This is a genomic window from Streptococcus sp. 27098_8_82, assembly GCF_041431615.1.
GTDB lineage: Bacteria > Bacillota > Bacilli > Lactobacillales > Streptococcaceae > Streptococcus > Streptococcus sanguinis_K.
Genome location: NZ_JAPVYB010000006.1, coordinates 76,481 through 97,819, shown reverse-complemented (window position 1 = coordinate 97,819; position 21,339 = coordinate 76,481). Strand labels below are relative to the sequence as shown.

The following is a 21,339-nucleotide window of genomic DNA, read 5'->3' as shown; positions in this document are numbered from 1 at the left end:
GTTATCCGCCATAGCTCAGTTGGTAGTAGCGCATGACTGTTAATCATGATGTCGTAGGTTCGAGTCCTACTGGCGGAGTTTCAAAGAGGTTTTTACCTCTTTTTATTTTTAGTGATAGGATATACTGGAGACAAGGTATTCTATAGTCTTATTTTAGTGTATTCTAAAGCTTGACTTTGTATTCTTTATAATTGAATGAAAAAAGCAGAAGTTTGTCTGAGACTAGTTTCTGCTTTTTTCATTAGAGTTTGTTTGATAAAAATGGTTTCTAGGTCTGGTCTTACTCCAGAGTTTGGGGTTCAAAGAAAGCTCGGTAAAGTGCACGAATGGCAGCTTTTTCTTGATTTTTTTCAACAACAAACATGATGGATACTTCGCTTGAACCTTGGGACATCATTTGAATGTTGATGTTGTTTTCCGAAAGAGCTTTGGTTGCAGTGGCTGTAACCCCGATATGACTCTTCATTTTTTCGCCGACAATCATGATAATGGAAAGATCGTGTTCAATTTCTGCATGATCAACCTCTGCTTTTTGAACAAGCTGACGAAGGATCTCTTCCTCTTTGATAGGAGTTAATTCGCGCTCGCGCAAGATAATAGAGAGGTCATCAATTCCTGTAGGCATGTGCTCCCAACCAATATTCAGGTCTTCGAGAATTTGAAGGACGCGTCTACCAAAGCCGATTTCTCTATTCATCAGGTACTTGGACATGTTAATGCTGACAAAGCCTGCATCTCCAGCAATTCCAACGACTGGTAGATGGTCCTTGCTGTGTTTATGGACAATTTGAGTACCTGGATGTTCTGGATTGTTGGTATTTTTAATAACCAGCGGGATTTTGCCGCGGTAAGCTGGAAGCAGAGCTTCATCATGGAGAACTGTAAAGCCAGCGTAGGCCAATTCACGCATTTCCCGATAGGTTAGCTCAGGAATGGAATGTGGTTTGTGAACGATGCCGGGATGGGCAGCAAAGATTCCGTCAACATCAGTAAAGTTTTCATAAACATCTGCTTTGACTCCCGCAGCAATGATAGAGCCGGTAATATCAGAACCTCCGCGAGAAAATGTACAGATTTGTCCATCTTGAGTTACACCAAAGAAACCAGGAATAACTAGAACTTCATCAGAATTGTTGAGTTCTTCAATCTTATCATAGCTAGAAGGGAGAATTCTTGCATTGCCAGGTTCACTGGAAACGACGAGTCCTGCTTCTCTCGGATGTACATAATTAGCTGGAACGCCATTTTGACTGAAATAAGCTGCAATTAATTTAGCGTTGTTGTTTTCTCCTGCTGCAAGGAAAGTATCATAAAGAAATGCATTATCTTCAATTGGCAAAGTTGCAAGGCTTGTGATGCTTTTGGAAATTTTCTCCAGAACTTTTGGCTTCAAACCTAATTCTGCAACCATATCTGCATAGCGATTAATAATCCACTGTTGGTTTGGTGTGACATCATTTCCTGCTATATACTCTCGGTAATATTTAATCAGAGCATCGGTTACTTTGATATCGTCATCATGGCGTTTTCCTGGCGCTGATACTACAACAAATCGACGTTCAGGGTCAGATTTGACAATATTCAAAACTTTTTCTAATTGAGTCGCAGAAGCCAGTGAACTTCCGCCAAATTTTACAACTTTCATAGATTCTCCTATCTTATTTTAAAAATTATAACAAAATTCTGAAAATTATTCAAACACTGTTTTTATACTATTTTTATCCATAATATTGCTTTTACACTTTAAATTTGAAGACCATCTAATTTTTCCCATTTTTTATTTCCTTTCTTTTATATTTTATGATAAAATATAAGTTGTTTATAATTTGAATATCAAATTATTTAAGAATAAAACAAAACGGCTGATTTGAAATCGGGTCGGGAATGGAGCTGAAATGACATTTAATGGAATTCTCTATCACGTAGCAGATGAGGTGGCAACGATTACTTTCAATCGTCCTGAAGTTTCAAATGGCTTTAATATTCCTATGTGTGAGGAAATTTTAGAGGCTATTGAACTTGCTGCTAAGGATGAGTCCGTCAAATTTTTAGTTATCAATGCAAATGGTAAGGTTTTTTCAGTGGGCGGGGATTTGGCTGAGATGCAGAGAGCTGTCAGTGATGATGATGTCCAATCCTTGGTGAAAATCGCAGAACTGGTGAACGATATTTCTTTTGCTATGAAACGTCTGCCTAAGCCGGTTATCATGAGTGTTGATGGCCCTGTTGCTGGTGCGGCTGCTAATATGGTCGTTGCAGCAGATTTCTGTATTGCCACTGAAAAATCCCGCTTCATTCAGGCCTTTGTTGGGGTTGGTCTGGCGCCAGATGCTGGCGGTCTTTACTTACTGACTCGTGCTATCGGGGGGACTCGTGCGACCCATCTGGTTATGACTGGGGAAGCTCTGACTGCAGAGAAAGCTCTGGATTACGGCTTGCTTTATAAAGTCTGTGAAGCAGAAAAGTTGGAAAAAACAACGGAACAGTTGCTGAAAAAGCTGAAACGTGGCTCTCTAAATTCTTACAGAGCAATGAAAGAAATGGTTTGGAAGAGTCTGTTCAGTGGCTGGTCTGAGTATGCAGAGCTAGAGTTGGAACTACAGAAATCGCTGGCTTTCACAGAAGATTTCAAAGAGGGAGTTCGGGCACACTCTGAGAAGCGTCGTCCAAATTTCACAGGTAAATAATATATTGGTTCAAGGTTGCTTAATTTGTAAGTTGTTTACGAAAATATTTGAAAATCAAATTAATTTTCAAAAAAGCTTGCAAATTACTTTTCTATCTGATAAAATTTGATTGTCAAAGTATTTTCTTAAGGAGGGTTGGTTTTGAATTTTCAGTTAGTAAATGATTACTTAACGTCTATTTTCAATAATGTCTTGGTTATTGAAGAATCGAGCCTAAGAAGCAGTCGCTTCAACGATGTCTCCATTAAGGAAATGCATACAATAGATGTCATTGGCACAACCCCAAATGCTACTCCAAGTGATATATCACGAGAATTGATGGTTACCTTGGGGACTGTTACGACTAGTTTGAATAATCTGGAACGTAAGGGTTATATTGAGCGGCGTCGGTCGGAAGTTGACCGTCGTGTGGTACATCTGAATTTGACAAAGAATGGGCGGCTTTTGTATCGTCTTCACAAGCGATTCCATAACCGCATGGTCATGCAGGTAGTGGATGGGATGAGTCCAGAAGAGAGACAAGTGATGCAAAAGGGCCTGCAAAATTTATATAGTTTCCTAGAGGATTTGAAATAATGAACTATGCTAAGATTAGCCAGGTGGCTCATTATGCTCCCCGTCAGATTGTCAGCAATGATGATCTAGCCAAGATTATGGATACCAGTGATGAGTGGATTTCAAGTCGAACTGGGATTAAAAACCGCCATTTATCGTCAGATGAAACGACCAGTGATTTAGCTACAAAAGTAGCAGAGAATTTGCTGCAAAAGTCAGGGATTTCTGCTCAATACCTTGACTTTATCATTGTTGCCACCATTACGCCGGATTCTTTAATGCCTTCAACGGCTGCGAGAGTACAGGCAAACATTGGTGCTAACAATGCCTTTGCCTTTGATTTGACGGCAGCTTGCAGTGGCTTTATCTTCGCACTATCTACTGGGGAAAAATTTATTTCTTCAGGCCGTTATCAAAAAGGTCTAGTCATAGGAAGTGAGACGCTCTCTAAGACTGTAGATTGGTCGGATCGTTCAACAGCGGTTCTCTTTGGAGATGGCGCTGGCGGTGTACTGTTGGAAAGTGCTTCAGAACAGCATTTTTTAGCTGAAAGTCAGTTTACGGACGGATCTCGCGGAGATAGTCTGACCTGTGGAAAAATCGGTTTGTCTTCACCTTTTTCAGAAAAAGGTGAGAATCAGCCTTATCTGACAATGGACGGTAGAGCTATTTTCGACTTTGCTATTCGTGATGTTGCTCGTTCTATCAGGGAAACCATTGAAAGCAGTCAGCTTTCAGCGGAAGATTTGGATTTTCTGTTGCTGCATCAGGCCAATATCCGTATTTTGGATAAAATGGCTAAGAAGCTTGGTGTTGCGCGGGAGAAACTTCCAGCCAATATGATGGAATATGGCAATACTAGCGCTGCTAGCATCCCGATTTTATTATCTGAGTGTGTCGAGCAAGGACTGATTAAACTGAACGGAAATCAGACAATTTTGATGTCAGGTTTCGGTGGAGGTTTGACATGGGGCACGCTTATTGTTACAATTTAGTTAATCAAGTGGAAACACATGATAAAAAATATTTTATTTTTAAAGGAGTCTATCCATGGCAGTATTTGAAAAAGTACAAGAAATTATCGTTGAAGAACTTGGCAAAGAGCCATCAGAAGTTACTCTTGAGTCAACTTTCGATGATCTTGAAGCAGATTCATTGGATTTGTTCCAAGTGATTTCAGAAATTGAAGATGCATTTGACATCCAAATCGAAACTGAAGAAGGTTTGAACACAGTTGGTGATTTGGTTGCTTATGTAGAAGAAAAAACTAAATAAGCAAGTAACTGAGAGTATCGAAAGATATTCTCTCTTGTTTAGGTAATAGTTTGACTGTCAAAGTAAAGGAAATACATCTAGCGTGTGGTAGTTTGAAATCAAGCTATTACTTAAGCAATGATAAAAGGAAGGTATTATGCAAACACGTATTACAGAATTATTGAACATTGATTACCCTATTTTCCAAGGCGGAATGGCCTGGGTTGCTGACGGTGACTTGGCTGGCGCAGTTTCAAAAGCTGGTGGTCTTGGTATCATCGGTGGCGGAAATGCACCTAAGGAAGTGGTAAAGGCTAATATTGACAAGATTAAGTCTTTAACAGACCGTCCTTTCGGTGTTAATATCATGCTGCTGTCTCCTTTTGCGGACGACATTGTGGATCTCGTCATTGAAGAGGGAGTAAAAGTAGTAACAACTGGTGCAGGTAATCCAAGCAAACACATGGCTCGTTTCCATGAAGCGGGGATTACAGTTATCCCAGTTGTGCCAAGTGTGGCCTTGGCTAAGCGGATGGAAAAAATCGGTGCGGATGCGGTCATTGCAGAAGGTATGGAAGCCGGCGGTCATATCGGTAAATTGACTACCATGTCCTTGGTTCGTCAGGTTGCAGAAGCAGTTAGCATTCCGGTTATTGCTGCCGGTGGTATTGCGGACGGTTCTGGGGCTGCAGCTGGATTTATGCTGGGAGCCGAGGCCGTTCAGGTTGGAACTCGCTTTGTCGTTGCTAAGGAATCCAATGCCCATCAAAACTATAAGAACATGATTTTGAAGGCTCGCGATATTGATACGACTATCTCTGCCCAGCATTTCGGCCATGCGGTTCGTGCTATCAAGAATAAGCTAACGCGTGATTTCGAAAAGGCGGAAAAAGAAGCCTTCAAGCAAGAAAATCCAGATTTGACTGTTTTTGAAAATCTTGGAGCTGGTGCTTTGGCCAATGCGGTTGTTCGCGGAGATGTGGAAAATGGTTCCGTCATGTCTGGTCAAATTGCTGGTTTAATCAGTAAGGAAGAAACAGTCGAAGAAATCCTCAAAGATATCTACTATGGTGCTGCTGAGAAGATTCAGCAGGAAGCAAAACGTTGGGCAGGAGTAACTAGAAATGACTAAAAGAGCCTTTCTCTTTGCCGGTCAGGGAGCGCAGTACCTTGGAATGGGGCGTGAGCTTTATGATCAGTATGAGCTTGTGCGGTTAACTTTTGATGAAGCTAGCCAAGTTCTAGGCTATGATGTCCGAGCTTTGATCGATCAAGATGAAGAAAAGCTCAATCAAACTCACTACACGCAACCGGCTATTTTAACAACTTCAGTAGCTATTTATCGGCTCTTGGCTGATAAGGGAATCGAGCCTGATATGGTAGCAGGTCTCTCGCTTGGAGAATATTCTGCTTTGGTGGCTGCGGGCGCTCTTGATTTTAAGACTGCAGTGGCCTTGGTTGCTAAGCGCGGTAGCTTCATGGAAGAGGCTGCTCCAGCTGGCTCTGGGAAAATGGTCGCAGTTTTAAATGCTGAGGTTTCTCTCATTGAAGAGGTCTGTCAAGAAGCAAGCGCTATTGGTGTAGTCTCACCAGCTAACTATAATACGCCTAGTCAGATTGTTATTGGCGGTGAAGTCGCAGCGGTAGATAAGGCTGTAGAGCTTTTGAAAGATGCTGGTGTTAAGCGCTTAATCCCGCTCAATGTATCCGGACCTTTCCATACGGCGCTTTTAAAGCCAGCCAGCGAACGATTGGCAGAAGTCTTGGAAACAGTTGAGTTTTCAGATTTTGTACGGCCATTAGTCGGAAATACTGAAGCAACTGTGATGGAAAAAGAACGAGTCAAAGAGCTTTTGACTCGTCAGGTAATGGAGCCAGTGCGCTTTTATGACAGCATTGCTAAGATGCAGGAAGCTGGTGTGACTGAATTTATCGAAATCGGTCCTGGCAAAGTTCTGTCTGGTTTTATTAAGAAAATTGATAGGTCTGCGGATGTACGCCAAGTTGAAGATGTAGAAAGTTTGAATGCTCTTCTAGAAAAATAATGAGGAATCATCATGGAATTACAAAACAAGAATGTGTTAATTACAGGGTCCGCTCGTGGGATTGGGCTGGCAATTGCGCATAAATTTGCCAGTGTCGGAGCCAATGTTATTTTAAACGGACTAAGCGGGATTTCTGATGATATTTTGGCTGAATTTGCCGGCTATTCTGGTAAAGTCGTAGCTGTTATTGGGGATGTGTCTAAATCTGCGGATGCTCAGCGGATAGTGGAAGAAGCTGTTGCGGCTCTGGGGTCTGTTGATGTATTGGTCAATAATGCTGGTATTACTCGTGATAAGCTCATGCTGAAAATGACGGAAGAAGATTTTGAGCAGGTGTTGAAAGTGAATCTGACTGGAACGTTCAATATGACACAATCAGTCCTGAAACCGATGACAAAAGCTCGTCAGGGTGCTATTATCAACCTATCGAGTGTCGTTGGTTTAGCTGGAAATATCGGTCAGGCAAACTATGCAGCCTCCAAGGCCGGTCTGATTGGTTTTTCTAAGTCAGTAGCCCGTGAAGTGGCAGCGCGTAATATCCGTGTGAACTGCATTGCCCCTGGCTTTATCGCATCTGATATGACAGATGTACTTCCAGAAAAAGTAAAGGCGGCGTCTCTGGCACTCATTCCGATGAAGCGTTTTGGTACTCCGGAAGAAGTAGCAGATGTTGCTCTCTTTTTGGCGGGTCAAGAATATCTGACGGGTCAAGTCATCACGATTGATGGCGGCTTTACTATGCAGTAAGTCACAATTTTTGAATAATAACGAGTAGAAAATCAGTTGATTCATCTAAATAAAGGAGCTCAATATGAAACTTAATCGAGTTGTTGTAACAGGATACGGTTTAACTTCACCTATCGGCAATACTCCAGAAGAATTCTGGAATAATTTAAAAGAAGGCAATATTGGAATCGGTCCAATTACTAAATTTGATCATAGTGAATACAGTGTTCACAATGCGGCGGAAATTCAGGATTTCCCTTTTGATAAATACTTTGTCAAAAAGGATACCAACCGTTATGACAATTATACACTTTATGCGATTTATGCCTCTCAAGAAGCGGTCAACAATGCTCACTTAGATGTAGAAGCGTTGGATAAGGATCGCTTTGGTGTCATCGTGGCTTCAGGTATCGGCGGGATTCAGGAAATTGAAGAACAGGTTGTTCGCTTGCATGAAAAAGGTCCTAAACGTATCAAACCTTTGACCTTGCCAAAAGCCCTGCCAAATATGGGGGCAGGAAATGTGGCTATGCGCTTTGGAGCCAATGGTATCTGTAAGTCTGTCAATACAGCTTGTGCCTCAGCTAACGATGCGATTGGTGAAGCTTTCCGCTCAATTAAGTTCGGTTATCAAGATGTGATGCTGGTTGGTGGTTCAGAAGCTTCTATTACACCATTTGCGATTGCTGGTTTCCAAGCTCTGACAGCTCTTTCTACGACAGAAGATCCTAAGCGTGCTTCTATTCCGTTTGACAAGGACCGCAATGGTTTTGTCATGGGTGAAGGTTCTGGTATGCTGGTTCTGGAAAGTTTGGAACATGCTGAGAAACGCGGAGCTACTATCCTGGCTGAGGTGGTAGGATACGGCCACACTTGTGACGCTTACCATATGACTTCTCCGCATCCAGAAGGTTTGGGTGCTATCAAGGCTATCAAACAGGCAGTTGAAGAGGCTGAAATTGAGCCGAAAGATGTAGCTTATGTTAATGCTCACGGCACATCAACCCCCGCTAACGAAAAAGGCGAAAGCGGAGCCATTGTTTCTGTCTTTGGTAAAGATGTAGCGGTGTCCTCTACTAAATCCTTTACAGGACACTTACTCGGTGCAGCGGGCGCGGTTGAGGCTATTGCGACGATTGAAGCAATGCGTCATAGCTATGTACCAAAAACAGCTGGTACAACAGAGCTGCCAGACTATATTGAAGCCAACGTTATTTACGGTCAAGGTAAGGAACAGGAAATCCCTTATGCGATTTCCAATACATTTGGCTTTGGCGGCCACAATGCAGTTCTTGCCTTTAAACGCTGGGAGGCTTAAAAACCTATGAATATCAACGAAATTAAAGATTTAATGGCGCAGTTTGACAAGTCTAGTCTGCGTGAGTTTTCTTACAAAAATCAGAGCGATGAGCTGACTTTTAGTAAGAATGAAGGTCAGGCTGCAGTTCCAACAGCCAGTGCTGCTCCAATTGCTGTACCTTTGCAGGCTGCAAGTGCGCCTGTGATTGAGCCAACTCCTCAAGCAGCTCCGTCTGCAGAGCCAGAAATAGCTTCAGAAGATCCGGCACCTGCTGCTGAAGGTGATGTTGTGGAAAGCCCTTTGGTTGGTGTGGCTTACTTAGCAGCTGGTCCAGACAAGCCGCCGTTTGTATCAGTTGGAGACCAAGTTAAAAAAGGTCAAACCCTGATGATTATTGAAGCAATGAAGGTCATGAATGAAGTTCCAGCACCGAAAGATGGTCTGGTTACAGAAATTCTGGTTCAGAATGAAGAAATGGTTGAATTTGGGAAAGGGCTGGTACGCATCAAATGATTGATATTAATTCAATAAAAGAAGCACTTCCGCACCGCTACCCAATGCTTTTGGTGGATCGTGTTTTGGAAGTTAGCGAAGATGAGATTGTTGCTCTGAAAAATGTGACAGTCAATGAGCCTTTCTTTAATGGACATTTTCCTCAATATCCTGTTATGCCAGGTGTCTTAATCATGGAAGCTCTGGCTCAAACGGCCGGCGTACTGGAATTGTCCAAAGAAGAAAATAAGGGCAAACTGGTCTTCTACGCTGGCATGGACAAGGTTAAGTTCAAGAAGCAAGTTGTACCAGGTGATCAGTTGATTATGACAGCTAAGTTTGTTAAGCGCCGCGGAACGATTGCGGTTGTAGAGGCGAAAGCAGAAGTTGATGGAAAACTTGCAGCCAGCGGTACTTTGACCTTTGCGATTGGTCAGTAGATAAAAGGAGCTTTCACCATGTTTCGTAAAATTTTAATTGCTAACCGTGGGGAAATTGCGGTCAGAATTATTCGTGCAGCCCGCGAGTTGGGAATTGATACGGTAGCTGTTTATTCAACGGCTGACAAGGAAGCACTCCATACCCTATTGGCTGATGAGGCAGTCTGTATCGGTCCAGCCAAGTCCACAGATTCTTATCTGAATATGAACGCTGTCCTGTCTGCTGCTGTTCTGACAGGTGCAGAAGCCATTCATCCTGGTTTTGGTTTTTTGAGTGAAAACTCTAAATTTGCGACCATGTGCGAAGAAGTCGGCATTAAGTTTATTGGACCTTCAGGTGCTGTTATGGACTTGATGGGGGACAAGATTAATGCTCGGGCTCAGATGATTAAGGCGAAAGTGCCGGTCATCCCAGGTTCTGATGGAGAAGTTCATACCTCTGAAGAAGCCTTGGAAGTTGCCGAAAAGATTGGTTATCCAGTCATGCTTAAAGCTTCTGCTGGCGGCGGCGGCAAGGGCATTCGTAAGGTTGAAAAGGCTGAGGATTTAGTAGCGGCCTTTGAGTCTGCGTCTAGCGAAGCCAAAGCGGCCTTTGGTAATGGTGCCATGTATATGGAGCGAGTAATCTATCCAGCGCGCCATATTGAAGTGCAGATTTTGGCTGATCAGCAGGGGCATGTGGTCCACTTGGGCGAGCGGGATTGCTCTTTGCAGCGTAATAATCAGAAAGTGCTGGAAGAAAGTCCATCTGTGGCGATTGGGAAAACCCTACGTCAGCAGATTGGTGAAGCAGCCGTTCGGGCTGCTCAGTCTGTCGGCTATGAAAATGCTGGAACGATTGAGTTTCTGCTTGATGAAGCCAAGGGTGAATTCTACTTTATGGAGATGAACACTCGGGTGCAGGTTGAGCATCCAGTCACCGAGTTTGTTACCGGTGTGGATATTGTAAAAGAGCAGATTAAGATTGCAAACGGTCAAGAGCTGTCCTTCAGTCAGGATGATGTTGAAATCCGAGGGCATGCGATTGAGTGTCGGATCAATGCTGAAAATCCAGCCTTTAACTTTGCACCGAGTCCAGGTAAGATTTCAAATGTTTATCTGCCAAGCGGTGGAGTGGGTCTGCGCGTGGATTCAGCCGTCTATCCTGGCTATACCATCCCGCCTTACTACGATAGCATGATTGCGAAGATAATTGTTCATGGGGAAAATCGCTTCGATGCTCTGATGAAGATGCAACGTGCACTCTATGAACTAGAAATTGACGGTGTTGTGACCAACAGCGGCTTCCAACTGGACTTAATCTCAGATCCTAATGTAATTGCTGGTGATTATGACACAGCCTTTCTCATGGAGAAGTTCCTTCCGGCTTATCAAGAGAAACAATAGATACGACATATAAGAGCTACTCTGCAAACTCGAAAGACAGTGACTCTTGCAGTTTGATGTGCCTGAGTATAAAATCTTGAAAAGGAGAAGACGTAAACGATGGCTTTGTTTTCAAAGAAGGATAAATATATCCGTATCAATCCTAATCGAGCGAGTCGGGAAAAGCCTCAAGCAAAGCCTGAGGTACCAGACGAACTCTTTTCGAAATGCCCAGGTTGTAAGCATACCATTTACCAAAAAGATCTTGGAAATGACAGTGTATGTCCTAACTGTGGCTATAATTTCCGTATTTCTGCTCATGAGCGCTTAAATCTAACTGTGGATGAGAACAGTTTTGAGGAGATGTTCACTGGAATTGAAACCAAGGATCCTCTGAACTTCCCTAATTATCAAGAAAAATTGGCTCTTACCCGAGAGAAGACAGGCTTAGACGAGGCGGTTCTGACTGGAACAGCTAGTATCAAGGGACATAAAACGGCTCTTGGAATCATGGATTCGAACTTTATCATGGCATCTATGGGGACAGTAGTGGGTGAAAAGATTACCCGTCTCTTTGAGTATGCGACAGAGCATAAATTGCCAGTCGTTCTGTTTACGGCTTCTGGCGGTGCCCGGATGCAAGAGGGCATTATGAGCTTGATGCAGATGGCTAAGGTCTCTGCGGCTGTTCAGCGGCACTCTGCTGCGGGACTCTTCTATTTGACTGTCTTGACAGATCCGACAACTGGCGGTGTCACAGCCTCTTTTGCCATGGAAGGCGATATTATTCTGGCTGAAACACAGGCTTTGGTTGGATTTGCCGGGCGTCGGGTTATTGAATCCACTGTTCGTGAGAAGCTGCCAGATGATTTTCAAAAGGCTGAATTTCTCATGGAGCATGGTTTTGTAGATGCCATCGTCAAGCGTGGTGACATGAGAGATACACTTGCTACCTTATTAGCATTCCATGGAGGTCAAGCATGACAAAAATCACTCGGATTATTAAAGAAGCGCGTGATCAGGCTCGTTTGACTGCGCTGGATTTTGCACAAGGAATTTTTGAAAACTTCGTCGAGCTGCATGGGGATCGCTCTTTTCGAGATGACGGTGCGGTGATTGGCGGTATAGGGACGCTAAACGGTCAGCCTGTAACGGTAGTCGGTATTCAAAAGGGTCGCAATTTGCAAGACAATCTGCGCCGTAATTTTGGACAGCCGCATCCGGAAGGCTACCGTAAGACTCTGCGTCTCATGAAGCAGGCGGAAAAATTTGGCCGTCCCGTGGTAACTTTCATCAATACGGCAGGTGCTTATCCTGGTGTCGGTGCTGAGGAGCGAGGCCAAGGGGAAGCTATTGCCCGTAATTTGATGGAAATGAGCAATCTCAAAGTACCGATTATTGCCATTATTATTGGTGAAGGTGGCTCAGGCGGAGCCTTGGCTTTGGCTGTAGCAGACAAGGTCTGGATGCTGGAAAACTCTATGTATGCAGTTCTCAGCCCGGAAGGTTTTGCTTCTATCCTCTGGAAAGACGGAAGTCGCGCTATGGAAGCGGCAGAATTGATGAAAATTACTTCACATGAGCTCTTGCAGATGGAAGTGGTGGATAAGGTTATTCCTGAAAGAGGCTTTAACAACCATGAATTACTGGCTGCAGTGAAAGAAGAAATTGCTGCTGAGTTGGATAGTCTCTCTCAGCTTCCTTTGGAGCAATTATTGGAAAATCGCTACCAGCGATTCAGGAAATATTAAAAAATCGAAGCCAAAAGGCTTCTTTTTCTCGTTTCGGATTCTTGTTTGAAATTGATGTGGAGCTACCTCATGAGGGTAATATATTTTAGTTTGAAAAATCGCATTATATTCTCTTTATAGGACTTATATAAAATATATATTATACAAGCTATTGGTCCTATGTTAAGATAGTTTCTAATTAAAAGAAATGAGGTTTCATATGTCAGAATTTACTATCCACACGATTGAGTCCGCACCAGCTGAGGTAAAAGAGGTCCTGGAAACTGTTCAAAAAGATAACGGTGGCTACATTCCTAATCTTATCGGACTTTTGGCCAATGCGCCAACTGCTTTGGAAACTTATCGGACGGTTGGAGCTATCAATCGCCGTAACAGCCTGACACCAACTGAGCGTGAAGTAGTGCAGATTACGGCTGCAGTTACCAATGGCTGTGCTTTCTGTGTGGCGGGCCATACAGCTTTTTCAATCAAGCAGATTCAAATGAATGATGATCTTTTGGAGGCTCTGCGCAATCGTACTCCGATTGATACAGATCCGAAGCTAGATACGCTTGCTAAATTTACCATTGCTGTCATTAATACCAAGGGACGGGTCGGAGATGAAGCCTTGGCAGACTTCCTAGAAGCGGGCTATACGTATGAGAATGCTCTGGATGTAGTTCTGGGTGTCAGCCTTGCGACTCTTTGCAATTATGCCAATAATCTGGCCAATACACCAATTAATCCAGAATTGCAGCCTTATGCCTAGTCTTTGAGGAGGAGGGAAATGACATTTTTTTCAGAAGAGTTTATCAACTGGTTGGATGATCACGCTGATCAGATTGACAAAGAATCCTGTGTAGCGGGTAACCAACTGATTGAGCGTATTGCTGCTGAAGGAGCCTTTCGGGTTGGCGTTCCAGAAGAGCTGGGAGGCCGAGGTGGCAATGATACCGATGTGATTGAAGTGCTCAAGGAGCTGGCTCACCATTCTTTGACCGCTTCATTTATCTCTTGGGGGCAAAGGACCTTTATTGATAACGTTTTAAAGTCTTCTAATCCCTACTTTAGAGACCACTATTTGGAAGGGCTCCTGTCAGGGGAATATGCAGGTGCGACAGCCCTGTCTAATGCTGTTAAATTCCTGTCGGACCTAGAGGAGTTAAATGTCTCTATTGTGGAAGAAGATGGACAGCTTTATCTCAAGGGACGTCTGCCTTGGGTAACCAATGCTTGCGCGGATCGCTTTCTCAGCATATTTGTTGCCGGTTTCGAAGACGGGAGCCGCCAGCCGCTGGTTCTGGCTGTGCCATCTGACGCAGAGAATTTCTCCCGTTCAGCGGATTTAGAGTTTGTATCTTTGCAAGGGGGAAATACAGCTGCCCTGACCTTTAATCATGTACCTTTGCAAAAGGAATGGATTCTCGCTCAAAATGCCCAGGCCTTTTTGGCAGAAAATCGACCAGCTTTTCTAGGTTATCAGTTTGGTTTGGCTCTTGGCCTAGCAGAGAAGTCTCTGGAGGAGGTCGAAGCCAATCTGTCAGTCCGCTCTATTTTGAGAGAGGAGTGGGAGGAGCAAGTGGCTGCTCTGACTGAAATCCAGGATCAGCTCTATAGAGGTCTTCTCCAGTCTGGCTATTTTGTTGAACGTCCTAAGGAGCTCTTCCAGCTGCGAATTGATATAGTTGATGTGGTAGCCCAAAGTCTGCTCTTGGAGCTGCAGGCTAGTGGAGGCAGAGGATACTTGAGTAATTCGACTTCTGGCTTTATCCGCCGTTGGAACGAAGGAGCTTTTCTTCCCATTGTCTCACCGAGTGCAGTCCAGCTACGGCATATTTTAGAAGTTTCATAGAAATGATAACAAACAAACGTTTGATTATCATTGAAAAGGGGTTTTAAGACATTACTATAAAGGAGTTGCTTCGTGAACAGCAAACGACCGCCCATTCTCTTATCTGGGTTGATTCTTGGCCTATTTGGTTTGGCTAATCTTTTACTGAACTACCATTCTATCTTTTTCCACTTCTTGAATGGTCTGGCTTTGATACTTTGGCTTTATCTGACACTGGCTTTAGTGCTGTCATTTTCGGACTATCGGCAAGATTTGCAAAAGGCCCCATTCTTATCGAGCTTTGCGACTTATCCTATGGCTAGTATGCTCTTAGCTGCTTATCTGAACAAGCTTGGTTTACTTTGGATGAGCCAGTTGCTTTGGTACTTGGCCTTGCTGCTGCATATTTTTCTAATAGCTATCTTTACTTGGAAGTATGTGCTTAAGACCGAGGGATTATCTTTGACCCCGAGCTGGACGGTCCTATATGTTGGATTGGCCATGGCAAGCTTGACCCAGGGTGTAGTCCATCAGCCGCTTTTAGGCTATTTGGCTTGGTTTTTTGCTCTGCTACTGAGTTTGATTCTCTATCCCTTATTTTACAGAGCTAGGCGGTCACAAAGGCTGCCTGATGCTTTAAAGCCGCAGTGGGCCATTTACTGTGCGCCTTTTTCGCTCCTACTGGGAAGTTATATCCGTTTGGCTGGTTCTGATGCTGAAGGTTGGTTTGTTGCCTTTCTGCTCCTCTTATCGCAGGCCTTTTATCTCTTGGTCCTATGCCTCTTACCTCGCATTTTCCGACTGGGACCTCAGCTTAGCTGGTCAGCCTTGACCTTTCCTCTTGTCAATACAGCTTTTGCCCTGAAACTGGGACTTGATTATCTAGGTTGGACCTGGCTTGTTTGGCTAAGTCATGCAGAAGCTCTGCTAGCCGTCGTAATTGTCCTCTATGTTTGTTTTTACTATACAGTCTCATTGCGAGCCAGAAAGATAACAAAAAATCCGAGATGATACTCTTTGAAAATCTGTTTTTGATTTTCTCTGAGTTGAACTCGGATTTTTTTAATTTTAGCAAAATAAGTCTGCATTTAGACCTAATGATACAGGCAAAGTATCAGGATAATCTGCTTTTTATTTTGGCGCGATGACTTCTAATCCACCCATATATGGACGCAGAACCTCTGGGATAGTTACAGAACCATCTTCGTTTTGGTAATTCTCTAAGATAGCTGCTACTGTGCGTCCGACAGCCAGTCCAGAACCGTTGAGAGTATGAAGGAGTTTGACCTTGCCATCTGCTTCGTCACGGTAGCGGATTTGAGCTCGACGAGCTTGGAAATCTTCTGTGTTAGAGCAGCTAGAGATTTCACGGTAGGTGTTTTGTGCTGGAATCCAGACTTCCAAGTCGTAGGTCTTAGCAGCTGAGAAGCCCATATCTCCAGTACAGAGTGCTACAACGCGGTAAGGCAGATTCAACTTTTGCAGGATGTTTTCAGCGTTGGCAGTCATCTTTTCTAGCTCTTCATAAGATTCTTCTGGCTTAGCAAATTTGACCATTTCAACCTTGTGGAACTGGTGCAGACGGATGAGACCGCGCGTGTCACGGCCAGCAGAGCCCGCTTCAGAGCGGAATGATGGGCTCATAGCCGTGAAGTAGATTGGCAATTCTTTGCCGTCTAGAATTTCGTCTCGATAGTAGTTGGTCAGCGGAACTTCAGCAGTCGGAATCAGAACGAAGTTAGTGTCAGCTAGTTCGAAAGTGTCTTCTTTAAACTTAGGATATTGTCCAGTGCCAAACATGGAATCGTGGTTTACCATATAGGGAGTGATGACTTCTGTATAGCCTTCTTTGCCATGCTCATCCAGCATAAAATTGTAGATAGCACGCTCAAGTCTTGCTCCCAAGCCCTTATAGAAGAGGAAGCGAGCACCAGTAACTTTTGCCCCACGCTCCCAGTCCAGGATGTCCAAATCTTCACCCAAATCCCAGTGAGCCTTGGCTTCAAAGTCAAATTGGCGCGGTGTCCCCCAGCGACGGACTTCGACGTTTTCTTCCTCGTCTGCTCCGACAGGAACACTTTCGTGCGGAATATTAGGCAACGTGGTGGTGAACTCGGTCAACTTAGCGTCTAGCTCAGCCAAGGTTGCGTCTAAGTTCTTGACTTCAGCAGAAAGTTTTTGCATAGCAACAATCTTGTCATCAGCATTTTCTTTGTTGCGTTTAGCTTGAGCAATTTCAGCAGAGACAGTATTGCGCTCAGCCTTGAGTTCTTCGACCTTGACTAACAAATCCCGACGTTCTTTGTCAATGCTTTTCATTTGGTTAAGGGTAGCAGCATCAACACCTCGCGTAGCCAATTTTTTAGCAACAGAATCAAAGTCCGTACGGATGCGTTTTAAATCTAACATAGGTACCTCCAAAAATAAAAAGCGCTTTATGAAACTGTTGGAGCGGCAGGGCCGCGGTTCCATCCAACTTCACAAAAGTGCACTTGCTTGAATATTCATTTTTAAACTAACGGTAGAATTTCCTATTTTCTCCTTATCTGCTCACAGCCACCGCAGACTTTCTGAAAAGTGCCCAATAGTACTTATCCGTTTCGACTATTATACAGGATTTTTCGGAAAATGTAAATCCCAGGATAGGAAAAATCTTGACAGAAAAAGATAACTATGTTATCTTTAAATAAAGGTAACGTAGTTATCCAAAGGAGTTCTTATGGTAAAACAAACAACACGCGACCGTATGATTGAGAAGGCAAGCCAGCTTATCAGAGAGTATGGCTATCAGAATATCCCCTTGAGAAAACTGGCATCTCTGCTGGGAGTTACGACTGGTGCTTTTTACAAGGCTTTTGAGAATAAGGAGGATCTTTATTATCAGGTCTGTCTTTTGGAAAACCAGAGGCAGCTTAAGCGTTTAGAGGAGCAGTATCTAGATGGAGTCTCTGATCCTCTGGATTGCATTTGGCAGATAGGACTCTTTCTTTTATCGGAATATGAAACTAACAGTCAGATGATGGATTTTCTCTTTTTCAGCCCTGTGGCGACAGAGGCTTACCGGAAAGGTGAGCTTCTGGAAATCGGGAACAAGACGGTGGCTTATCTGGATCGGCTGCCTATTGAGAGTCAGAAAGAGAAAAAGATTCTCTTGCTCAAGCTGGATACCTTCATCACAGGCTATGGTCATTTTATTGCTAAAGGCTTGGAGCCTTTTGATGAGGAAATCTATCGCTCAATGTTCAATGATTTACTAGGAGGTTACAAACATGTTTAAAAATCTCATTGTTTATGCACATCCCTATGATAAAAGCTTTAACCATGCTATTTTAGAGCAGGTTCAGGACTTGTTGGAGAAGAAAGGTCAGACCTATGAACTGATTGATCTTTATGAGGATGGTTTTAATCCTGTCTATACCAAGGAAGAGCTAGCGCTTTTTAATAAGGGGCAGGCATCAGACCCGCTGGTTTTAAAATATCAGGAAGCTCTTGCGTCCTGTGACCGCCTTATCATGATTTTTCCTATCTGGTGGGCGGATATGCCAGCTATTGTCAAGGGCTTTGAAGATAAGGTATTTTTGAAAAATAAGATTTACGAGGAGACGAAGACTCGCCAGTTAGTTGGTCGTTTGACCAATATTAAAGAGGTATTGGCTATTACTACCTCTGCAGCACCGACTTTCTATCTTAAGTATTTCTGTGGTGATGTCATCAAGAAAGCCATGTTGGGACATACTTTTAAGTCTATCGGTGCTAGACAGCGCCGTTGGTTGAACTTCGGGAATATTTCTCAGTCTACAGCTGAAAAACGGCAGGCTTTTTTAGAAAAACTATCGGAAAAGATTTGAAGAGGTAGCTATCATGATTCGTTTTAGAAGAGCAGATGAAAGGGATCTTGCTGCTGCGGTCTCAGTTTTAACTGCTGCTTTTGCTGAGCATGAGATCTACAGAGAAAAATTTCGTCCTCTCTTTGGCAGTAGCCAGTCTTATATTGATTTTCTAAATAGATTGCATGCAGTTATGGTTAAGGCAGCGATGCGTCATCATATTTGCCTACTTGCTGAAGTGGACGGGCGTCTTATGGCGGTCGCTACTATTCATAAGCTCGGTAGCCATCCTGTCGGTATACTTTCCTTTTTGCGGGCAGGAGCATGGAGGATGTGGCAATATATTCCCCAGCTTTTAGCCTTTCAAAAAGTCTTTGGGGAGGGCAGTAAAGAAGCTAAAAAAAGGGGTATTTCAACTCTTTATCTTGAATTGCTGGGTGTGCTGCCTGATTATCAAGGACAGGGAGTTGGCGGTCTTTTTATATCAAAGGGACTTGAATTGCTTGCAAAAGAAGAAAAATGCCAGCGGATTACTTTAATTACTCATACAGAAAGCAACTGTCGTTTTTACAAAAAGAACGGATTTAAGCAGCTAGATGTCCGTGAAGTTGAAGGTGTCAAGACATGGACTTTCGAGAAAAAATTAGCTGATGTTTATACTTTTTGAAGATCTAATGATGCGGTCTTGCATTGATAATATCAGCTTACTTCATCCCATCATTTCAAGGGAGCTGAAAGAGTGCATTCTCAGACTGATTCACTTTCCAATTTTTTGTGCTAGCTCCATTTTGGTGGTACAAGCTGGTTTTGTCTTAGTCGAAAATATAAAAAATAAGGTTGAAACTTTTCCAACCCTATTTTTTCTTCTTAAAGATTCCAGCAATTTTTTGTAACAGGGTCGGCAATCTAACGACCTTGTCGTTGCCGATATGCTCCCGTGCAATTTTGAGTATCTTACCAGAGTCTTTGGAGGCAAAGAGAAACTTTCCTTTGTCAGTCCAGATTTCAAAGTGGCGGCTGACTTTTTTGCCAGAAACATTAGCACCGATAGTAGTGATGCTAGTCCAAGGCAGCTGAATATAATCTTCTACATTGGCATCAGCATAAAACTCCAGAGCTGTCTCGCCGATTAGAAATTTCCCAACCTTTCCGCCTAATCCAAGATAGGATACGCCAGTGGTATTAAACTCAACTGTTTTGTTTTGTGACTGTGCCATAGAGTAACTCCCTTTTAAATAATATAGCTATTATACCACAATAAAAAGAAGGTCGAAACCTTCTTTTTGATTACATCAAACCAGCAACGTGAGCTAGTACACCAACTACGAAGAGGGCGATGATGATCGTGATAGGGGACACTTTCTTCTTAAGCAACCACATACAAGCGAAAGTTAGAAGCAGTCCCATCAAACCAGGAATCAAGGAATCCAAGTTTTGTTGGAAAGTTGTAACTTTTTCAGGGGTTTGAGATAGTCCTTGACCTACTTGAGCAAAGGCTTCTTGGATACCCTTATAGCCACTAGATAATTTGTCCCAATGGATATATGCTTTATCATCTAGCTTAACAGATGAAACATTAAAGACAAACTTAATAGATACCCAGCGCTCAACCAGAACAGCCAAGATAAACATACCTAGGATTGAAGCACCTTTGGTAATGTCTTGGAGGATACCACCAGACATGTCCTTAGTGATTTCAGAACCAGCCTTGTAGCCCAATTCTTGTGTGTACCAGAGGAAAGCCATCCGGATAGCATTCCAAGCTAAGAAGAAGATAAGTGGACCAATGATATTTCCAGTCAAAGCAAGAGATGCACCAAGTGCTCCAAGGATAGGACGAACTGTGAACCAGAAGACAGGGTCTCCGATACCAGCCAGAGGTCCCATCATACCGATTTTAACCCCTTGGATAGCCGCATCGTCAATTGCTGCACCATTTGCTTTTTCTTCTTCAAGCGCAAGTGTAACTCCGATGATTGGAGCTGCTACATATGGGTGAGTATTGAAGAATTCCAAGTGACGCTCAAGAGCAGCAGCTTGATCTTCTTTTTTAGTATAAAGCTTCTTAATAGCTGGTATTAGTGAATAAGCCCAGCCCAAGTTTTGCATACGTTCGTAGTTCCAAGAACCTTGCAAGAAAGTAGAACGCCACCAAACTTTTTGACGGTCAGCCTTTGAAAGAGTCAATTTTCCTGACTCATCAGGTTTTACAGTATTTAATTCTGTCATGATAGTGTGTCTCCTTTCTTAGTAGTCTTCTAGGATGTCGCCGATTGGATCGTTAGATGAAGCTGTTGCTCCGCCACCACCATTTCCGCCTTTTTTAGACAAGGCAAGGTAGATGAGGGCAATAGCGACACCAATTGCACCGAGAGCAATCAGAGTGAGTTCGCTGACAGCAGCCAAAGCGAAACCAATCGCGAAGAATGGCCAAACTTCACGAGTTGCCATCATGTTGATAACCATGGCATAACCAACGGCTACGACCATACCACCACCGATTTGCATACCTTCTGATAGCCAAGCTGGCATAGCTTCAAGAGCAGCTTTAACAGATTCAGCAGGAATCATCAAAAGAAGAGCAGCAGGGATAGCAATACGTGCTCCTTGCATGAAAAGAGCGATAAAGTGAGCGCGTTCAACTCCTTTAATGTCTCCTTTTTTCGCAGCAGCATCTGCACCGTGAACCAAACCAACTGACAAAGTACGGACAATCATAGTCAAGAAGAGACCAGCAACAGCAAGCGGAATAGCAACACCTTGTGCTACAGCGATTCCTTTGCTTGAGAAGTCTCCACCCAGTACCATAATAATAGCAGCGGCGACAGAAGCGAGGGCAGCATCAGGTGCTACAGCAGCTCCGATATTAGCCCAGCCAAGAGCAATCAGCTGGAGAGAGCCACCCAGCATAACACCGGCAGCCAAATTACCAGTTACCAGTCCAATCAAGGTACAAGCAACCAGCGGTTGGTGGAATTGGAATTGGTCCAAGATACCTTCTAGACCAGCTAAGAAGGCAACAAAGACTACTAAAACCATAGAAATAATAGACATGTTCTAAATCCTTTCGTAAATTAATAAAAGCAA

Annotated in this window: 24 protein-coding genes and 1 tRNA gene; 20 read left to right on the top strand and 5 right to left on the bottom strand. The window is 43.4% G+C overall.

Annotated features, from left to right (window positions below; genetic code table 11):
* Positions 1 to 4: 4 nt before the first annotated feature.
* A tRNA-Asn gene (locus tag O3627_RS09620) sits at positions 5 to 78 on the top strand.
* Positions 79 to 280: 202 nt separating this feature from the next.
* On the opposite strand, the gene O3627_RS09615 is transcribed toward O3627_RS09620, so the two are convergent.
* Positions 281 to 1,645, bottom strand: a complete 1,365-nt coding sequence (locus tag O3627_RS09615; RefSeq protein ID WP_002905272.1) for an aspartate kinase — start codon at positions 1,643 to 1,645, stop codon at positions 281 to 283.
* A 250-nt stretch (positions 1,646 to 1,895) separates the two neighbouring features.
* On the opposite strand from O3627_RS09615, the gene O3627_RS09610 reads away from it, so the two are divergent.
* The 16 genes from O3627_RS09610 (at position 1,896) to O3627_RS09535 (ending at position 15,436) form a co-directional block, all read left to right on the top strand.
* Positions 1,896 to 2,687: an enoyl-CoA hydratase gene (locus tag O3627_RS09610; RefSeq protein WP_125383328.1), complete on the top strand. Its 792-nt coding sequence runs from the start codon at positions 1,896 to 1,898 to the stop codon at positions 2,685 to 2,687.
* Positions 2,688 to 2,828: 141 nt separating this feature from the next.
* Complete coding sequence (locus O3627_RS09605) at positions 2,829 to 3,263, top strand: MarR family winged helix-turn-helix transcriptional regulator (protein WP_002901186.1); 435 nt, start codon at positions 2,829 to 2,831, stop codon at positions 3,261 to 3,263.
* Positions 3,263 to 4,237, top strand: a complete 975-nt coding sequence (locus O3627_RS09600; protein WP_125383326.1) for a beta-ketoacyl-ACP synthase III — start codon at positions 3,263 to 3,265, stop codon at positions 4,235 to 4,237. The genes O3627_RS09605 and O3627_RS09600 overlap by 1 nt, the downstream gene beginning before the upstream one ends.
* A gap of 55 nt (positions 4,238 to 4,292) precedes the next feature.
* Positions 4,293 to 4,517: an acyl carrier protein gene (locus tag O3627_RS09595; protein WP_002893611.1), complete on the top strand. Its 225-nt coding sequence runs from the start codon at positions 4,293 to 4,295 to the stop codon at positions 4,515 to 4,517.
* A 136-nt stretch (positions 4,518 to 4,653) separates the two neighbouring features.
* Entirely contained in the window at positions 4,654 to 5,628 is a 975-nt protein-coding gene (gene fabK, locus O3627_RS09590) for an enoyl-[acyl-carrier-protein] reductase FabK (protein WP_002893610.1), read from the top strand.
* Positions 5,621 to 6,541 carry an ACP S-malonyltransferase gene (gene fabD / locus O3627_RS09585; RefSeq protein WP_124765620.1) on the top strand — a complete coding sequence of 307 codons (921 nt, stop codon included), beginning with the start codon at positions 5,621 to 5,623 and terminating at the stop codon, positions 6,539 to 6,541. The genes fabK and fabD overlap by 8 nt, the downstream gene beginning before the upstream one ends.
* 12 nt (positions 6,542 to 6,553) lie before the next feature.
* Positions 6,554 to 7,288, top strand: a complete 735-nt coding sequence (gene fabG, locus O3627_RS09580; protein ID WP_002922206.1) for a 3-oxoacyl-[acyl-carrier-protein] reductase — start codon at positions 6,554 to 6,556, stop codon at positions 7,286 to 7,288.
* 64 nt (positions 7,289 to 7,352) lie between these two features.
* Positions 7,353 to 8,585 (top strand): beta-ketoacyl-ACP synthase II, encoded by a 1,233-nt coding sequence (gene fabF, locus O3627_RS09575; protein ID WP_125351628.1) that lies wholly within the window; start codon positions 7,353 to 7,355, stop codon positions 8,583 to 8,585.
* 6 nt (positions 8,586 to 8,591) lie between these two features.
* Positions 8,592 to 9,080 carry an acetyl-CoA carboxylase biotin carboxyl carrier protein gene (gene accB, locus O3627_RS09570; RefSeq protein ID WP_011837454.1) on the top strand — a complete coding sequence of 163 codons (489 nt, stop codon included), beginning with the start codon at positions 8,592 to 8,594 and terminating at the stop codon, positions 9,078 to 9,080.
* On the top strand, positions 9,077 to 9,499 hold the full coding sequence (fabZ, locus tag O3627_RS09565) for a 3-hydroxyacyl-ACP dehydratase FabZ (protein WP_002922202.1): 423 nt from the start codon (positions 9,077 to 9,079) through the stop codon (positions 9,497 to 9,499). The genes accB and fabZ overlap by 4 nt, the downstream gene beginning before the upstream one ends.
* An 18-nt stretch (positions 9,500 to 9,517) precedes the next feature.
* Positions 9,518 to 10,885 carry an acetyl-CoA carboxylase biotin carboxylase subunit gene (locus tag O3627_RS09560; protein WP_002901175.1) on the top strand — a complete coding sequence of 456 codons (1,368 nt, stop codon included), beginning with the start codon at positions 9,518 to 9,520 and terminating at the stop codon, positions 10,883 to 10,885.
* Between the two features lie 99 nt (positions 10,886 to 10,984).
* On the top strand, positions 10,985 to 11,848 hold the full coding sequence (gene accD, locus O3627_RS09555) for an acetyl-CoA carboxylase, carboxyltransferase subunit beta (RefSeq protein WP_002901174.1): 864 nt from the start codon (positions 10,985 to 10,987) through the stop codon (positions 11,846 to 11,848).
* Complete coding sequence (locus O3627_RS09550; RefSeq protein ID WP_011837453.1) at positions 11,845 to 12,615, top strand: acetyl-CoA carboxylase carboxyl transferase subunit alpha; 771 nt, start codon at positions 11,845 to 11,847, stop codon at positions 12,613 to 12,615. Before accD ends, O3627_RS09550 begins: the two co-directional genes overlap by 4 nt.
* Positions 12,616 to 12,814: 199 nt before the next feature.
* Positions 12,815 to 13,363 (top strand): carboxymuconolactone decarboxylase family protein, encoded by a 549-nt coding sequence (locus O3627_RS09545; RefSeq protein WP_032908235.1) that lies wholly within the window; start codon positions 12,815 to 12,817, stop codon positions 13,361 to 13,363.
* Positions 13,364 to 13,381: 18 nt separating this feature from the next.
* Entirely contained in the window at positions 13,382 to 14,446 is a 1,065-nt protein-coding gene (locus tag O3627_RS09540; protein ID WP_011837452.1) for an acyl-CoA dehydrogenase family protein, read from the top strand.
* A 72-nt stretch (positions 14,447 to 14,518) separates the two neighbouring features.
* Positions 14,519 to 15,436: a TDT family transporter gene (locus O3627_RS09535; protein ID WP_343092073.1), complete on the top strand. Its 918-nt coding sequence runs from the start codon at positions 14,519 to 14,521 to the stop codon at positions 15,434 to 15,436.
* A 120-nt stretch (positions 15,437 to 15,556) separates the two neighbouring features.
* On the opposite strand, the gene serS is transcribed toward O3627_RS09535, so the two are convergent.
* Entirely contained in the window at positions 15,557 to 16,834 is a 1,278-nt protein-coding gene (gene serS / locus O3627_RS09530; RefSeq protein ID WP_343092074.1) for a serine--tRNA ligase, read from the bottom strand.
* A gap of 310 nt (positions 16,835 to 17,144) precedes the next feature.
* Between serS and O3627_RS09525 the strand changes: the two genes are divergently transcribed.
* From O3627_RS09525 to O3627_RS09515, 3 genes are read left to right on the top strand one after another with little or no spacing between them, the layout of a single operon-like run.
* The gene (locus tag O3627_RS09525) at positions 17,145 to 17,702 is read left to right on the top strand and encodes a TetR/AcrR family transcriptional regulator (RefSeq protein WP_343092075.1); all 558 of its coding nucleotides are present in this window, start codon (positions 17,145 to 17,147) and stop codon (positions 17,700 to 17,702) included.
* Positions 17,695 to 18,273, top strand: a complete 579-nt coding sequence (locus O3627_RS09520; RefSeq protein ID WP_002908909.1) for an NAD(P)H-dependent oxidoreductase — start codon at positions 17,695 to 17,697, stop codon at positions 18,271 to 18,273. Before O3627_RS09525 ends, O3627_RS09520 begins: the two co-directional genes overlap by 8 nt.
* A gap of 13 nt (positions 18,274 to 18,286) precedes the next feature.
* Positions 18,287 to 18,919, top strand: coding sequence for a GNAT family N-acetyltransferase (locus O3627_RS09515; protein WP_048773509.1), 633 nt, complete (start codon positions 18,287 to 18,289; stop codon positions 18,917 to 18,919).
* A 187-nt stretch (positions 18,920 to 19,106) separates the two neighbouring features.
* On the opposite strand, the gene O3627_RS09510 is transcribed toward O3627_RS09515, so the two are convergent.
* The 3 genes from O3627_RS09510 to O3627_RS09500 all read right to left on the bottom strand — a co-directional run bounded on the left by O3627_RS09510 (position 19,107) and on the right by O3627_RS09500 (position 21,306).
* Positions 19,107 to 19,469, bottom strand: coding sequence for a DUF956 family protein (locus tag O3627_RS09510; RefSeq protein WP_002920098.1), 363 nt, complete (start codon positions 19,467 to 19,469; stop codon positions 19,107 to 19,109).
* Positions 19,470 to 19,539: 70 nt separating this feature from the next.
* Positions 19,540 to 20,481 (bottom strand): PTS system mannose/fructose/sorbose family transporter subunit IID, encoded by a 942-nt coding sequence (locus O3627_RS09505; protein WP_002893579.1) that lies wholly within the window; start codon positions 20,479 to 20,481, stop codon positions 19,540 to 19,542.
* Between the two features lie 18 nt (positions 20,482 to 20,499).
* The gene (locus O3627_RS09500; protein ID WP_048773513.1) at positions 20,500 to 21,306 is read right to left on the bottom strand and encodes a PTS mannose/fructose/sorbose transporter subunit IIC; all 807 of its coding nucleotides are present in this window, start codon (positions 21,304 to 21,306) and stop codon (positions 20,500 to 20,502) included.
* Positions 21,307 to 21,339: the final 33 nt, after the last annotated feature.

Bases quoted from the DNA above. Each gene is read 5' to 3' on its own strand.
- fabK (WP_002893610.1), top strand. From the start codon at position 4,654: ATGCAAACACGTATTACAGAATTATTGAACATTGATTACCCTATTTTC.
- O3627_RS09505 (WP_002893579.1), bottom strand. From the start codon at position 20,481: ATGACAGAATTAAATACTGTAAAACCTGATGAGTCAGGAAAATTGACT.
- O3627_RS09600 (WP_125383326.1), top strand. From the start codon at position 3,263: ATGAACTATGCTAAGATTAGCCAGGTGGCTCATTATGCTCCCCGTCAG.
- O3627_RS09500 (WP_048773513.1), bottom strand. From the start codon at position 21,306: ATGTCTATTATTTCTATGGTTTTAGTAGTCTTTGTTGCCTTCTTAGCT.
- accB (WP_011837454.1), top strand. From the start codon at position 8,592: ATGAATATCAACGAAATTAAAGATTTAATGGCGCAGTTTGACAAGTCT.
- O3627_RS09520 (WP_002908909.1), top strand. From the start codon at position 17,695: ATGTTTAAAAATCTCATTGTTTATGCACATCCCTATGATAAAAGCTTT.
- O3627_RS09510 (WP_002920098.1), bottom strand. From the start codon at position 19,469: ATGGCACAGTCACAAAACAAAACAGTTGAGTTTAATACCACTGGCGTA.
- O3627_RS09515 (WP_048773509.1), top strand. From the start codon at position 18,287: ATGATTCGTTTTAGAAGAGCAGATGAAAGGGATCTTGCTGCTGCGGTC.
- fabF (WP_125351628.1), top strand. From the start codon at position 7,353: ATGAAACTTAATCGAGTTGTTGTAACAGGATACGGTTTAACTTCACCT.
- O3627_RS09610 (WP_125383328.1), top strand. From the start codon at position 1,896: ATGACATTTAATGGAATTCTCTATCACGTAGCAGATGAGGTGGCAACG.
- O3627_RS09560 (WP_002901175.1), top strand. From the start codon at position 9,518: ATGTTTCGTAAAATTTTAATTGCTAACCGTGGGGAAATTGCGGTCAGA.
- O3627_RS09525 (WP_343092075.1), top strand. From the start codon at position 17,145: ATGGTAAAACAAACAACACGCGACCGTATGATTGAGAAGGCAAGCCAG.
- O3627_RS09550 (WP_011837453.1), top strand. From the start codon at position 11,845: ATGACAAAAATCACTCGGATTATTAAAGAAGCGCGTGATCAGGCTCGT.
- accD (WP_002901174.1), top strand. From the start codon at position 10,985: ATGGCTTTGTTTTCAAAGAAGGATAAATATATCCGTATCAATCCTAAT.
- O3627_RS09540 (WP_011837452.1), top strand. From the start codon at position 13,382: ATGACATTTTTTTCAGAAGAGTTTATCAACTGGTTGGATGATCACGCT.
- serS (WP_343092074.1), bottom strand. From the start codon at position 16,834: ATGTTAGATTTAAAACGCATCCGTACGGACTTTGATTCTGTTGCTAAA.
- O3627_RS09545 (WP_032908235.1), top strand. From the start codon at position 12,815: ATGTCAGAATTTACTATCCACACGATTGAGTCCGCACCAGCTGAGGTA.
- O3627_RS09615 (WP_002905272.1), bottom strand. From the start codon at position 1,645: ATGAAAGTTGTAAAATTTGGCGGAAGTTCACTGGCTTCTGCGACTCAA.
- fabZ (WP_002922202.1), top strand. From the start codon at position 9,077: ATGATTGATATTAATTCAATAAAAGAAGCACTTCCGCACCGCTACCCA.
- fabG (WP_002922206.1), top strand. From the start codon at position 6,554: ATGGAATTACAAAACAAGAATGTGTTAATTACAGGGTCCGCTCGTGGG.
- O3627_RS09595 (WP_002893611.1), top strand. From the start codon at position 4,293: ATGGCAGTATTTGAAAAAGTACAAGAAATTATCGTTGAAGAACTTGGC.
- fabD (WP_124765620.1), top strand. From the start codon at position 5,621: ATGACTAAAAGAGCCTTTCTCTTTGCCGGTCAGGGAGCGCAGTACCTT.